Source organism: Paenibacillus harenae, from assembly GCF_030812415.1.
GTDB lineage: Bacteria > Bacillota > Bacilli > Paenibacillales > Paenibacillaceae > Pristimantibacillus > Pristimantibacillus harenae_A.
In genome coordinates, this window is sequence record NZ_JAUSST010000006.1 from 1 (window position 1) to 11,987 (window position 11,987).

Here is an 11,987-nt window from a genome sequence, read left to right on the forward strand (position 1 = left end):
CGTGAAGCCCCCCTCAAGATGAGATTTCCCAGTATGTAAGACCCCTTGAAGACGACGAGGTTGATAGGTTCGGGGTGGAAGCACAGCAATGTGTGTAGCTGACGAATACTAATCGGTCGAGGGCTTATCCTAAAACGCTTATACGGTCCATACAACCTGTAGGCAACAGCTAAAGTTCGGCAAGACAATCTTTCGTATCCAGTTTTCAGGGCGCAATGTCTGTTGCGGTAAGCTGACTAGTTCGGCTTAAGCAATATCATTGTAAAGGCATTTGGCGATGCCATTACCTGACCTTGTGAACGTCCCCGAACGTTCAGAAGAGACAAGCATTCGGGGAATAAGCGTGGCGGTGTAGCTCAGCTGGCTAGAGCGTACGGTTCATACCCGTGAGGTCGGGGGTTCGATCCCCTTCGCCGCTACCATTACCTTTCTTTACTTGCAATACCTATTGTGGAGGATTAGCTCAGCTGGGAGAGCATCTGCCTTACAAGCAGAGGGTCGGCGGTTCGATCCCGTCATCCTCCACCATCTAAACTTGGAGCTGTGGTGTAGAGGCCTAACATGCCTGCCTGTCACGCAGGAGACCGCGGGTTCGAATCCCGTCAGCTCCGCCATTTTTTATTTAAAGTAAGGCTCGGTAGCTCAGTCGGTAGAGCAGAGGACTGAAAATCCTCGTGTCGGCGGTTCGATTCCGTCCCGAGCCACCACTTTATTTTTTTCTGCTTTTGGCAGACAGAAATAATAATGTGGAGGATTAGCGAAGTGGCCAAACGCGGGAGACTGTAAATCTCTTCCTAACGGTTCGGTGGTTCGAATCCATCATCCTCCATCATTTCCCACATCAAGAGCCATTAGCTCAGTTGGTAGAGCACCTGACTTTTAATCAGGGTGTCGAAGGTTCGAGTCCTTCATGGCTCATCATTTTTATCCTTAAAAGATATAACCGGAGATCATTGATCTTCGGTTTTTTTGTGTTCTTATTTAGCCCTTTTTAGGATTTTCAGTTGCCCATTCTGCCATTTGCATAAGGAATAATAATTGCCTCTTTTATTTTTGCTTCGCTGGGGAACAATGGTACAAAGGCTTCTTCCGGAGGGGTAATGGACATGATGTATGGGTTAGCGGCATTAATCAGCTTTGCGATTGTTTTTGTTACAGTACCGCCGCTTAGGAAGCTTGCATTGAGGCTAGGCTTCGTCGACCGTCCGACAACGCGCAAAATCCACCGCAAGCCGATTCCCCTTATGGGGGGAGCGGCTATTTTTGCCGGTTGCGTAGGGACGATGCTGCTGTTCGTCGGATTAACGCCGCTGAGCTGGACGATTGTTATCGGGGGCTTCGTGCTGGTCGCAGTCGGGCTGATCGATGATGCATGGAAGGCGACAGGCCGCGAATTCCCGGTGTGGCCGCGCGTGATCATTTATTTGGCGGCAGCATCCGTGCCGTCGATTTTCCGTATACAGATGGCCGGCATTGCAAGCCCTATTAATGGCCATTTCTATTCGTTCGAGGGCTGGTTCTCGTGGCTCGCTACGACCTTATGGGTGTTCGCCCTGATCAATATGATTAACTTTATCGACGGGGTGGACGGTCTTGCTTCCGGCGTCTGTACGCTGTCTTCCTTAACGCTCCTGGCGGCGGCCCTCATGACGGGTAGGCCCGATGCGGCGATGCTCGCCGTTATTGCAGCCGGCGTCTCCATCGGCTTCCTTATTCACAACTTCTACCCGGCGCGTATATTCATGGGCGATGCCGGAGCGACGTTCCTTGGGTATACGCTTGCCGTAATTGCGGTGGATGGTACACTCAAGCGCGCGACCTTCATCTCGATGCTCGTTCCGCTGCTTGCACTTGGACTGCCAATCTTGGATACGTCCTTTGTTATGCTGCGCAGACTGATTAGCGGCAAAGGCCTTCATCATGCGGACAAGCTCCATACCCACCATACGCTGATGAAGTGGGGGCTGAATCAAGTCCAAACCGTGTCGTTCTTATACTTGATCTCCGCTCTGTTCGCGCTGATGTCGATCATCCTTTTGCTGGCGATTGGCTGAACTTGGCTTGTCGTTATGGTACAATGATGTTAAAAAGGCGTTTTCTTTAGCCGTAGAGCGGCACTCAGCCGAGGAGATTGGAGAAGAGCGAAATGAGCACGACAGATTGGTTGAAGCCGCTGCAGCACATTTTAAATTGTCCGATTCATGTACATACGATTTCCATTACGGAATGGGCGGAAGTGGTCAAAGGCGCCGAAGCGCTATGGCCGGCAGAACTGAACGCTTATAATCCGGTCGAGGGCCAGCGGGCGGAGAAGCAGAATAAGCTGCATTTCGTCGCTGCGCTGTCCGAGCATACCGTTGAACTTCTAGATATTGAACCTTCCGGGCTCAGTCAACCTGAAAAGGACCTTATTAGCTGGACACTCCAGCTCGTAAGTGGGGGAGAAGCCGAGTCTAAGAAAATGTCTTCCATTTCGGAAACGGAACGTAATGCGCTCAAACTTAGCGAGTGGATCCAACTACAGCTTGAAGAGGCCGAACCGGCTTATTCGCTGCCGGATCATCTTGTTGTCGGCAGCCGGTTATTTAATGATATGATTCCGTTCCTGCTCGTAACCGAGCAATCGAACACGAAGCTTGCGACATTCTCCGAGCTGGAGAAGCTGCTTCGTTCCTTCTTGTCCGACGATGTACTGCTTATTCCGCTTAAGAGCCAGGAATGGCTCATATGGGGTCCAATGTCGCTCCTGCGCGATGAAGAAACGGATTCGTTCGACGACCTTGAGGAGGAGACGCTCGAGGACAGCCTGGAGTCGATCTGCTCAGGGCTGCACGAGATGCTGGCCAGCGAGTGGATAGGCGAGTGCCATCTAGCGGTCGCTCATCCTGCGACGCCGGCCAAAGGTATCGTGGAGACGACTATTCTGCTGCGAGAGACGATCAATCTCGGACGCAAGTTCCATGTCGGGACGAATATTCATATGCCTTGGATGCTCCAACTCGAGCGGCTGCTCAATGCAATCCCCGAGATGCAGCGTTCCAAATATTTGGAGCAATCGCTGAAGCGGGCCGATATGTTCGTCGAGCCGGAGATGCTGAGTACGCTGGAGACGTTCTTCACGTTGGACTGCAATGTGAGCGAAACCGCCAAGAAGCTGTACATTCACCGCAACACGCTCCTATACCGGCTTGATAAGCTGAAGCAGGAAACCGGGCTTGATGTTCGTCAGTTTCGCGATGCCGTACTCGTTAAAATTATATTGCTATTGTACAAAGTTACGAAAAGAAATTAGTTTTTTTGTATAGTATGTGCATAGTCACAAACGCTTACATCGGATAAGATAAGTGCATAACGAAATTTCTTTCTAGGGGGAAACTTATCATGGCAGGCGTACGTTTAGAGAATATTTACAAGAAATACCCGGGTACCGACAAAGCATCGGTTACTGACGTTAACTTAGACATCAAGGACAAAGAATTCCTCGTATTGGTAGGACCGTCCGGTTGCGGTAAATCGACAACTCTTCGTATGATCGCTGGCTTGGAAGAAATTTCTGAAGGCAAACTGTTCATCGGCGACCGTCTTGTAAACGACGTAGCTCCTAAAGACCGCGACATCGCGATGGTATTCCAATCCTACGCGTTGTACCCGCACATGAACGTTTACCAAAACATGGCGTTCGGCCTTAAACTTCGTAAATTCAAAAAAGCAGACATCGACAAACGCGTTCGTGAAGCTGCTAAAATTCTTGATATTGAGCATTTGCTCGAGCGTAAACCAAAAGCTCTTTCCGGCGGTCAACGTCAACGTGTCGCTTTGGGACGCGCGATCGTACGTGAGCCGCAAGTATTCTTGATGGATGAGCCGCTCTCCAACTTGGATGCGAAACTTCGTGGACAAATGCGCGCTGAAATCAGCAAACTAACGAAGCGTCTTGAGACGACTACAATTTACGTAACGCATGACCAAATCGAAGCAATGACGATGGGCGACCGTATCGTTGTTATGAAGGACGGCTTCATTCAACAAACGGATTCCCCTGAACAACTTTACAACCACCCTGTTAACATCTTCGTAGCCGGCTTTATCGGCGCTCCTTCGATGAACTTCATCAACGGAACGTTGACGGAGCAAGGCGGAACGGTTAAATTCAAAGCGGCTGGCGTAGACGTTGTCGTTCCTGAAGGCAAATCGGCACTGCTTCGTTCGAAAGGCTACATCGGCAAAGAAGTTATTCTTGGCATTCGTCCAGAAGATCTTCACGAGGAGCCTGTGTTCTTGGAAGCTTCCCCGAACACAATCGTTAACGCACACGTAGAGGTCGCCGAGAACCTTGGTCACGAAATGTACCTGTACCTGAACGGTATCGGAACTGACACGGTTATCGCTCGCGTAGACGGACGTTCCGGTCTTCGTGACGGCACAAGCGTTAAGCTTGCTCTTGACATGAACAAAGTTCATTTGTTCGACAAAGAGTCCGAATTGAACATTTTCGAAGTGTAACACTTCGATCTAACGAGAGTCGCCTGGATAATCCAGGCGACTCTTTTTTTGTTTCTATACGTAAAACCGTTTCTGGCGCTTGCGCGTCTAATCAGTATGGATGTACGGACGGGGAGGGAAGGCATGGAGGATCGGGATGAGTACGCTTCGGCGGCCATTAGGGGCGATGAGGAGGCGCTGCTCCGGCGCATTGATATGGATAAGCGCCAGCTTTACGGCATCGCCTTCGCTTATATGCGCAATGAGGAGGATGCGATCGAGGCGATTCAGGAAACGGTTTGCCGCGTATGGGCGAAGCGCCGAACGCTGCGCGAGGCGAAGTACTTCACGACATGGACGATTCGAATATTGATTCGGGTGTGCATGGACGAGAAGAAGAAGCGAAAGCGAGAGCAACAGCAGTCTACTATAGATGCTAGCCGCATGCAGAGAACCGTAGAAGCGAATGACGAAGAGGAAGATGCGGCAGCAAGGCTCGACATGGCCGCCCAAGTGCAGGCACTGCCTGCCAATTATCGGATGGTCGTCGTACTGAAGTATTATCGCGATAGGACGATTATGGAAATAGCCGAGTTGCTCGAGAAGCCGGATGGCACAATACGGACATGGTTGAATAAGGCATTGAAGCTGCTGCGAAGCGATATGACGAAGACCGAGGAGGTGGAAGCCTATGTGCGAGGAATCGGGAAGAGAGAGGCAGCTGGTCGAGGCGATGCTGCAGATTGATCGGGAGCAGGCCGATTTGCAAATGTTGCCAATGGAAGACGAAAGACTTGATGCTGCCCTTCGGAACGGTCTTGAGAGGGGGCGCAGGCATACCGTCAGGATGAGCCGGAAGCGGCTAAGTCTAAAGCTTGGCCTATCGGCGGCGTGTGTCCTGCTGCTGCTGACGGCATTCGTTCGCGTGTCTCCTTCCTTTGCGGCAATCATGAAGGAAATTCCGGGTTTTGGCGATTTTGTAGAGCTGGTCGAAGGCGATAAGACGCTCGTGTCCGCACTCGACAATGAATTCATTCAGCCTATGAGCTTGACCGATGAGAAGAACGGTTTCAAGCTGACGGTTAACGGCGTGATTGCCGATGATAACCGGCTTGTGATTTTGTATACAGGCGAAGGGCCGGGCATAACGAGTGAGACGGAGATCGAGGACTTTAAGCTGTTGAAGGATAACGGTGAGGGGGTGCGCGGCGTGATCGGTTTTTCACAATTTAGAGGGGATAAGGAAGGAGCGGGATCCGTCATGTATGATTATTTCGATGTTTCTCTTCAAGAAGGCGAAGCTATGCCGGAAAACGTTGATTTGAATGTGAAGCTGAAGGATCAATGGCTCCGAACTAACGTTCCGATTGATCATTCCAAATTCGCTGGCATGCGTGAAGAGATTGCGGTGAATGAGGTTATCGAGCTTGACGGTCAGCGGTTAACGGTGGAAAGCGCGGTTATCACACCTCTTCAGGTGAGAGTGACCGTTAAGGCCGATCCAGACAATACGCTGCAAACGAACGGTATGATCGATGCGGTACTTAAGGATGAGAAAGGACGCATCTACACGTGGAAGACGGGAATGGGCGATTATAACGATGAGATGGTTTACCATTTCCAGAGCAGCTATTTTGCCAAACCTAAGCAGCTTGCGCTTGAAGCGGACGGAGCGTATATGTCACAGCGGGATCGGTTGTTTGTGATCAATACGGAGACAGGCGAGACGAGCGAAACGCCGGATAAGCGCATTACTTATCACGGGAAGCAGGAAGAGAAGGACGGCTATATCCTGCAGCTCGACATGGCAGACCTGGATGAGACGGAGCAGAAGTTGGGCTATACGTTCTTCGAGTATAATGGCAGCTTCACGGATGCCAGCGGAAAATCGTATTCGCTATTGGATAAGGACGGCACGAAGATTGAGTCGGGCGGATCAGAGCCGGCCCGTTATTACTTCAAAATTCCGAAGGCGGATTACGTACAGCCGCTAACGTTCCGCGTGAAGCAGTACCCGGGCTATATTTTGGAGCCGATCAGCATTACGATTAAATAAGAAGAGGACGCCGGGCAGCGCCGAAACGTTGCGTTCGGCGTCTTTTTCCTTTACGATGAAGACATTGGATACATACTTACATAACAGCATGCTGCAGTTGTCATAAGAGGAGGCCATACGATGGCGAAGAAAGTAAAGGTGTCTGAGCTCGTCCAGCAATTTCAACTCGAAATTGTCGCTGGAGAAGATGGGCTGAAGCGTGCAATTACGGTTGACGATCTGTATCGTCCGGGATTGGAGATGGCAGGCTATTTCCACTACTATCCGAGCGAACGCGTACAGCTGCTAGGACGGACGGAAATATCGTTCTTAAGCACGCTAGAGAGCGAAGAGCGCAAGGATCGTATGGCGTGGCTGTGCAACGAGGAGACGCCGTGCATTATTTTGACAAGAGGGCTTGAAGCGCCGGAAGAGCTCGTGCAGCAATCGAACGCATCGAACATTCCGGTGTTGCGCAGCAATGTGGCGACAACGATTCTATCCAGCCGGATTACCGACTTCCTGGAGAAGAAGCTTGCTCCGACCGCGACGATTCATGGCGTTCTCGTCGACGTCTACGGCGTGGGCATGCTTATTACCGGGGGAAGCGGCATCGGCAAGAGCGAGACGGCGCTGGAGCTCGTGAAGCGCGGACATCGGCTCGTAGCCGACGATGCGGTTGAAATTCGTCAGACGTCCGACGGACAGCTGCATGGCAGCGCGCCGGAGCTAATCCGCCATTTGCTCGAGATTCGCGGACTGGGCATCATTAACGTGATGACGCTATTCGGCGCGGGCGCGGTCAGAACGCAGAAGCGGATCGGACTCGTGATTAAGCTGGAGAACTGGCAGCAGGATAAGCAATACGATCGTCTGGGACTCGATGAGGAGACGACGCGCATTATCGATACGGACATCCCTCTCGTCACGGTTCCCGTTCGTCCAGGTCGTAACTTGGCAGTCATTATCGAGGTGGCGGCGATGAATTTCCGCTTGAAACGGATGGGCTACAATGCGGCGCTGCAATTCACGAACAAGCTGACCGAAACGATCGCGGACGATATGGACGATTACGATTGAGATTGATAACAAAGGAGATAAGCGTGAATGGAAACTTTGCTCATTAATCCGATTGCGTTCACAATCGGCAGTATAGCTGTTCATTGGTACGGCATTATTCTGGGCACGGCGGCCTTGGTCGGCCTGCTGCTCGCAGTACAAGAAGGCAAGCGATTCGGCATTAAGCCGGATTTCTTCATGGACCTGCTGCTTCTTGGCGTTCCATCGGCTATTATCGGAGCGCGAATCTATTATGTAGCGTTCACTTGGGATGACTACAAAGACAATTTCCTTGATGTGTTCAAAATATGGGAAGGCGGCATCGCCATCTATGGCGCTCTTATAGGCGCGTTTATATGCGGATATTTCTATTTCCGGGCAAAAGGCTATAGTTTCCTGCGCATCGTCGATATTTGCGTTCCGTCGCTGCTGGCCGGTCAAATGATCGGGCGCTGGGGCAACTTCATGAACCAGGAGGCGTACGGCGGCCCGGTTGAAGAGAGCTTCCTGCGGGAGACGCTTCATATTCCAGCTTTTATCGTGAATCAAATGAATATCAATGGCGTATTCCATCACCCGGCTTTTCTTTATGAATCGCTCTGGAGCTTGGTTGGAATCGCGATTCTGTTTATTTTGCGCCGTCAACGCTTCCTGCGTGCCGGCGAACTGATGGCCGCTTATTTCATTTGGTATTCCATCGGCCGCTTCTTTATCGAGGCGCTTCGTACGGACAGCTTGGGCTTCGCAGGACCGAAATGGCTGGCGTCGTTCATTGATGCGCTATGGTCTCCGATGACCGTCGTGTTCGAGGAAGGTTATTTGGATCCGGCTTACGGCAATATTAGAATATCGCAGATGCTTGCTTTGCTGTTGATCGTGGGCGCAATCATCTTCGTCATCGTACGTCGCAGATCTGGACTGGCTATTGCCCGTTATTCCGATCCGATCGTATCGAGCAAGCCTGAGAAGGTTGCCCAGGATACAATAATAGATGGCGAGAGCGGAACGTCTGCAACTAAGGGAAAAGAACAATAGCAGCAGGCGGCTTCTTAATCGTCTGCGAAGCGTTTTGGGAGGTTTGAATGGATGACAGGCAATATACGTACGATGCTCTTCGATCTGGATGGCACGATTCTGGACACCAATGAGCTCATCATACGCTCGTTCATAGAAGCGCTGAAGGGCGTAGCGGAGGAAGGTTTCGGCAGGGAGCATATTATCCCGAGCATGGGCGAGCCGCTGACCGACCAATTGAAGCGGTTCTCCGGCCTGGAGGAAGTGTCGCATCTCGTTGCAGCTTATCGCGAGGTTAACCTTCGACTGCATGACGAGCTCGTCAAGCCTTTCGAATATGTCGTCGATGTATTGCGCAATCTTCACGACAAAGGCATACAGATCGGTGTCGTTACGACGAAGATGCGCCTTACGACGGAGAAGGGGCTGAAGTTCGTCGGCATATTCGATTATGTCGATGCGATCATTACGATCGACGATGTGACGAATCCGAAGCCGCATCCGGAGCCGGTCAATAAGGCGATCGCGCTGCTGGGCGCCGATCCGGCCACGACGTTGATGGTCGGCGATAGCGTCGTCGATATCAAGTCTGCGGTAGCGGCGGGTACGGTTGCCGTTGGCGTCGCTTGGTCGCTGAAAGGCGAGAAGCTGCTGAGCGAAGCAGGAGCGCAGCATATCCTTCATGATATGCGCGATCTGTACGCGTTCGTCGGAATGGAGAGCGAGCCGTTTGCGAAACGTTGACCGATACCAGGTGGAAGGGCCGAACGCCCTTTGGCAGGTGTACAAAACGGTAAGCCGCGTGAAGGCGGTACGCAACTTCATCTTTATCCAGCTGGCGCGTTATTGTCCGAGCTTGCCGACCAAAAACTTCATCTACCGGCGCGTTCTGGGCATGAAGATAGGCGAGAAGACGGCGTTCGCCCTGATGGTGATGGTGGACGTATTTTTCCCCGAGCGAATCAAGGTCGGCAATAATTCGATTATCGGGTATAATACGACGATATTGACCCATGAGTATTTGATCAAGGAATATCGGCTTGGCGATGTCGTGATCGGCTCGAATGTGATGATCGGTGCCAACACGACGATATTGCCGGGCGTCACGATAGGTGACGGAGCGGTCGTCGCTGCCGGCTCGGTCGTCCATAAGGATGTGCCGGCAGGCAGCTTCGTTGGAGGCAATCCGATGCGCGAGATTAAGCGGGGCGATACCCAGCCGGATATCGACGATCGCATGAAGCATATTATTCATTAGCCGGCAGAACGGCAACGAAATAGTGATGGGAAAGCCCCAGGCGGACGGATTATATTCGTTCGCAGGGGCTTCCTTGTTGTTAGAGCGCTGTGGGCGAGAAGGGCGTTTATTGTCTTGACGGAGCGCGGTTATTCATGCTAATATTACGACTAATATCTTTAATTTGTTAGACTGGTAACATGGTAATGCTTTAATATACTAAAGTAACCGAAGGTGATAACGAATGTCCAAACCAAAAGTATTTGAGAAGCCGATAGGCGTTAAAGATTATTTGCCGGGAGCGGTGGCGAAGCTTCGCCATATTGAGCGCCAGGTGCTCGCTTGCATGCAAGGCTGGGGCTATGAGCAAATTATGACTCCGACGATGGAATATTACGATACGGTAGGCGTCGCAAGCTCGACGTCCGACCAGAAGTTGTTCAAGCTGCTTAACAATCGCGGCACGACGCTCGTGCTGCGCTCCGATATGACGTCGCCGATTGCGCGCGTTGTCGCGTCTCTATTGAAGGATGCCGACTTCCCGCTGCGGTTGTCGTACCACTCGAACGTATTCCGTGCGATCGAAGAGGAAGCGGGCCGCGAGGCGGAGTTTTTCCAAACGGGCGTTGAGCTGGTGGGCGATTCGTCGGCGGAAGCGGATGCCGAGGTCGTCGCGCTGGCGATTGCGTCGTTGAAGGCGGCAGGCGTGGAACGGTTCAAGATTGCGATTGGCCATGTCGGTTTCCTGAACGGACTGTTCGAGGAGACGCTGACGGGCCGCGAAGAAGCGCAGGAGCAGCTCAAAGCTTGCTTGCTCGGTCGGGACTATGTCGGCTACCGCGAGCAATTGCGCAAGCTGGCGCTTGACGAGCCGGTACAGCGAGAGCTGGAGGGCATCCTTAGACTGCGCGGCGGACAGGAAATATGCGATCACGCGCTGCAGCTAAGCGGCAATGCAAAGGCGCGCGAGTCGATCAGCCATCTATGCGAGATTTGGGATGTGCTGAAGGCGTACGGCGTATGCGAGCATGTGCTCATCGATCTTACGATGATTGGAGATTTCTCTTATTATACAGGCATGACTTTCGAGGGTTATGCGGCTGATCTTGGATTCCCGGTCGCAAGCGGCGGCCGCTACGACAATCTGCTGTCGCAATTTGGGCGCAAGGCGCCGGCGACGGGCTTCGCGCTCAAGACGACGCGTATTCTGGAGCTTCTCGGCAACGAGGCGGATGAAGCGGTTCAGAGAACGCTGATCGTCTATGACGCGACGGGGCGTTCCGAAGCTCTGGCGAAAGCGCAGGAGCTGCGGGGCGAGGGAGTTAAGGTTGTGACGGAGCGGGTTAATGAGGAAAGCATGGAGGCCTATAAGGCGATCCGCTTGCGCGGCGTTGTAGAGGAGCCGTTCACTTATAAAGGCATTGCATATACGGGATTCGATGATTTTGTTCTGAAAGGAGGCAGCGCCACATGAGCGGAGACAACAAGCAAATATTGAAAGTGGCGATGCCGAAAGGCCGCATCTACAAGCAGGCTTCGAAGCTGTTCCGCGAAGCGGGATTGCCGATTCCTAGCGACTTCGACGATACGCGCAAGCTCATTATTGAACTGCCTGAAGCCAAGATGGAGTTCATTATGGCGAAGCCGGTCGACGTGCCGACTTACGTGGAATACGGCGTGGCCGATATTGGCATCGTCGGCAAAGACGTACTGATGGAAGAGAACAAGGACGTCTATGAGCTGCTCGATCTAGGTATTGCGAAATGCCGGATGTCGGTTATCGGAATGCCGGATTGGAAGCCGACGATCAATCCTCGCGTTGCTACGAAGTACCCGAACGTCGCTTCGGCTTACTTCCGCGAGCTCGGCCAGCAGGTCGAGGTCATTAAGCTGAACGGCTCGATCGAGCTTGCGCCGCTGATCGGCCTTGCCGACCGGATCGTCGATATGGTGGAAACGGGGCAGACGCTTCGCGAGAACGGGCTGGTGGAGATGGAATCGATCTTCGGCATTACAAGCCGACTGATCGCCAACCGGGTCAGCTACCGGATGAAGAACGACAGCATTCAAAGCTTATGCGATTTGCTGCAGGAGACGCTTGCGGCGAAGGCTTAAAACGAAGATAGCACTAGAGAACGAGTGAGGAAAGGAGCGCTATCG

Annotated in this window: 11 protein-coding genes, 6 tRNA genes and 1 rRNA gene; all 18 read left to right on the plus strand. The window is 52.3% G+C overall.

What is annotated here, in order from left to right; translation table 11 throughout:
• A 23S ribosomal RNA gene (locus J2T14_RS20930) occupies window positions 1-132 on the plus strand; the annotation flags it as partial.
• Window positions 133-345: 213 nt separating this feature from the next.
• Window positions 346-422 (plus strand) — tRNA-Met (locus J2T14_RS20935).
• Window positions 423-452: 30 nt separating this feature from the next.
• Window positions 453-528 (plus strand) — tRNA-Val (locus tag J2T14_RS20940).
• 9 nt (window positions 529-537) lie between these two features.
• Window positions 538-614 (plus strand) — tRNA-Asp (locus tag J2T14_RS20945).
• A 17-nt stretch (window positions 615-631) separates the two neighbouring features.
• Window positions 632-707: transfer RNA gene (locus tag J2T14_RS20950), tRNA-Phe, on the plus strand.
• A gap of 41 nt (window positions 708-748) precedes the next feature.
• A tRNA-Tyr gene (locus J2T14_RS20955) sits at window positions 749-829 on the plus strand.
• Between the two features lie 16 nt (window positions 830-845).
• Window positions 846-918: transfer RNA gene (locus J2T14_RS20960), tRNA-Lys, on the plus strand.
• 188 nt (window positions 919-1,106) lie between these two features.
• Window positions 1,107-2,054, plus strand: a complete 948-nt coding sequence (locus J2T14_RS20965; protein WP_307207919.1) for an MraY family glycosyltransferase — start codon at window positions 1,107-1,109, stop codon at window positions 2,052-2,054.
• Window positions 2,055-2,146: 92 nt separating this feature from the next.
• Window positions 2,147-3,292 carry a PucR family transcriptional regulator gene (locus J2T14_RS20970; protein ID WP_307473884.1) on the plus strand — a complete coding sequence of 382 codons (1,146 nt, stop codon included), beginning with the start codon at window positions 2,147-2,149 and terminating at the stop codon, window positions 3,290-3,292.
• Between the two features lie 89 nt (window positions 3,293-3,381).
• On the plus strand, window positions 3,382-4,503 hold the full coding sequence (locus J2T14_RS20975) for an ABC transporter ATP-binding protein (protein WP_307207916.1): 1,122 nt from the start codon (window positions 3,382-3,384) through the stop codon (window positions 4,501-4,503).
• Window positions 4,504-4,551: 48 nt separating this feature from the next.
• Window positions 4,552-5,229, plus strand: coding sequence for a sigma-70 family RNA polymerase sigma factor (locus J2T14_RS20980; protein WP_307473886.1), 678 nt, complete (start codon window positions 4,552-4,554; stop codon window positions 5,227-5,229).
• Window positions 5,174-6,538, plus strand: coding sequence for a DUF4179 domain-containing protein (locus J2T14_RS20985; protein WP_307473888.1), 1,365 nt, complete (start codon window positions 5,174-5,176; stop codon window positions 6,536-6,538). Before J2T14_RS20980 ends, J2T14_RS20985 begins: the two co-directional genes overlap by 56 nt.
• A gap of 120 nt (window positions 6,539-6,658) precedes the next feature.
• On the plus strand, window positions 6,659-7,597 hold the full coding sequence (gene hprK, locus J2T14_RS20990; protein WP_307473891.1) for an HPr(Ser) kinase/phosphatase: 939 nt from the start codon (window positions 6,659-6,661) through the stop codon (window positions 7,595-7,597).
• 27 nt (window positions 7,598-7,624) lie between these two features.
• Window positions 7,625-8,611, plus strand: coding sequence for a prolipoprotein diacylglyceryl transferase (lgt, locus tag J2T14_RS20995; protein ID WP_307473893.1), 987 nt, complete (start codon window positions 7,625-7,627; stop codon window positions 8,609-8,611).
• Window positions 8,612-8,662: 51 nt separating this feature from the next.
• Entirely contained in the window at window positions 8,663-9,334 is a 672-nt protein-coding gene (gene ppaX / locus J2T14_RS21000; protein ID WP_307473895.1) for a pyrophosphatase PpaX, read from the plus strand.
• The gene (locus J2T14_RS21005; protein WP_307473898.1) at window positions 9,321-9,848 is read left to right on the plus strand and encodes an acyltransferase; all 528 of its coding nucleotides are present in this window, start codon (window positions 9,321-9,323) and stop codon (window positions 9,846-9,848) included. Before ppaX ends, J2T14_RS21005 begins: the two co-directional genes overlap by 14 nt.
• A 223-nt stretch (window positions 9,849-10,071) precedes the next feature.
• The gene (locus J2T14_RS21010) at window positions 10,072-11,301 is read left to right on the plus strand and encodes an ATP phosphoribosyltransferase regulatory subunit (RefSeq protein ID WP_307473900.1); all 1,230 of its coding nucleotides are present in this window, start codon (window positions 10,072-10,074) and stop codon (window positions 11,299-11,301) included.
• Complete coding sequence (gene hisG, locus J2T14_RS21015) at window positions 11,298-11,942, plus strand: ATP phosphoribosyltransferase (RefSeq protein ID WP_307207908.1); 645 nt, start codon at window positions 11,298-11,300, stop codon at window positions 11,940-11,942. The genes J2T14_RS21010 and hisG overlap by 4 nt, the downstream gene beginning before the upstream one ends.
• The last annotated feature ends 45 nt before the right edge of the window (window positions 11,943-11,987 follow it).

Coding starts and splice junctions, on each gene's coding strand:
- J2T14_RS21010 (WP_307473900.1), top strand. CDS start 10,072: ATGTCCAAACCAAAAGTATTTGAGAAGCCGATAGGCGTTAAAGATTAT.
- lgt (WP_307473893.1), top strand. CDS start 7,625: ATGGAAACTTTGCTCATTAATCCGATTGCGTTCACAATCGGCAGTATA.
- hprK (WP_307473891.1), top strand. CDS start 6,659: ATGGCGAAGAAAGTAAAGGTGTCTGAGCTCGTCCAGCAATTTCAACTC.
- hisG (WP_307207908.1), top strand. CDS start 11,298: ATGAGCGGAGACAACAAGCAAATATTGAAAGTGGCGATGCCGAAAGGC.
- ppaX (WP_307473895.1), top strand. CDS start 8,663: ATGACAGGCAATATACGTACGATGCTCTTCGATCTGGATGGCACGATT.
- J2T14_RS20985 (WP_307473888.1), top strand. CDS start 5,174: ATGTGCGAGGAATCGGGAAGAGAGAGGCAGCTGGTCGAGGCGATGCTG.
- J2T14_RS20970 (WP_307473884.1), top strand. CDS start 2,147: ATGAGCACGACAGATTGGTTGAAGCCGCTGCAGCACATTTTAAATTGT.
- J2T14_RS20965 (WP_307207919.1), top strand. CDS start 1,107: ATGATGTATGGGTTAGCGGCATTAATCAGCTTTGCGATTGTTTTTGTT.
- J2T14_RS20975 (WP_307207916.1), top strand. CDS start 3,382: ATGGCAGGCGTACGTTTAGAGAATATTTACAAGAAATACCCGGGTACC.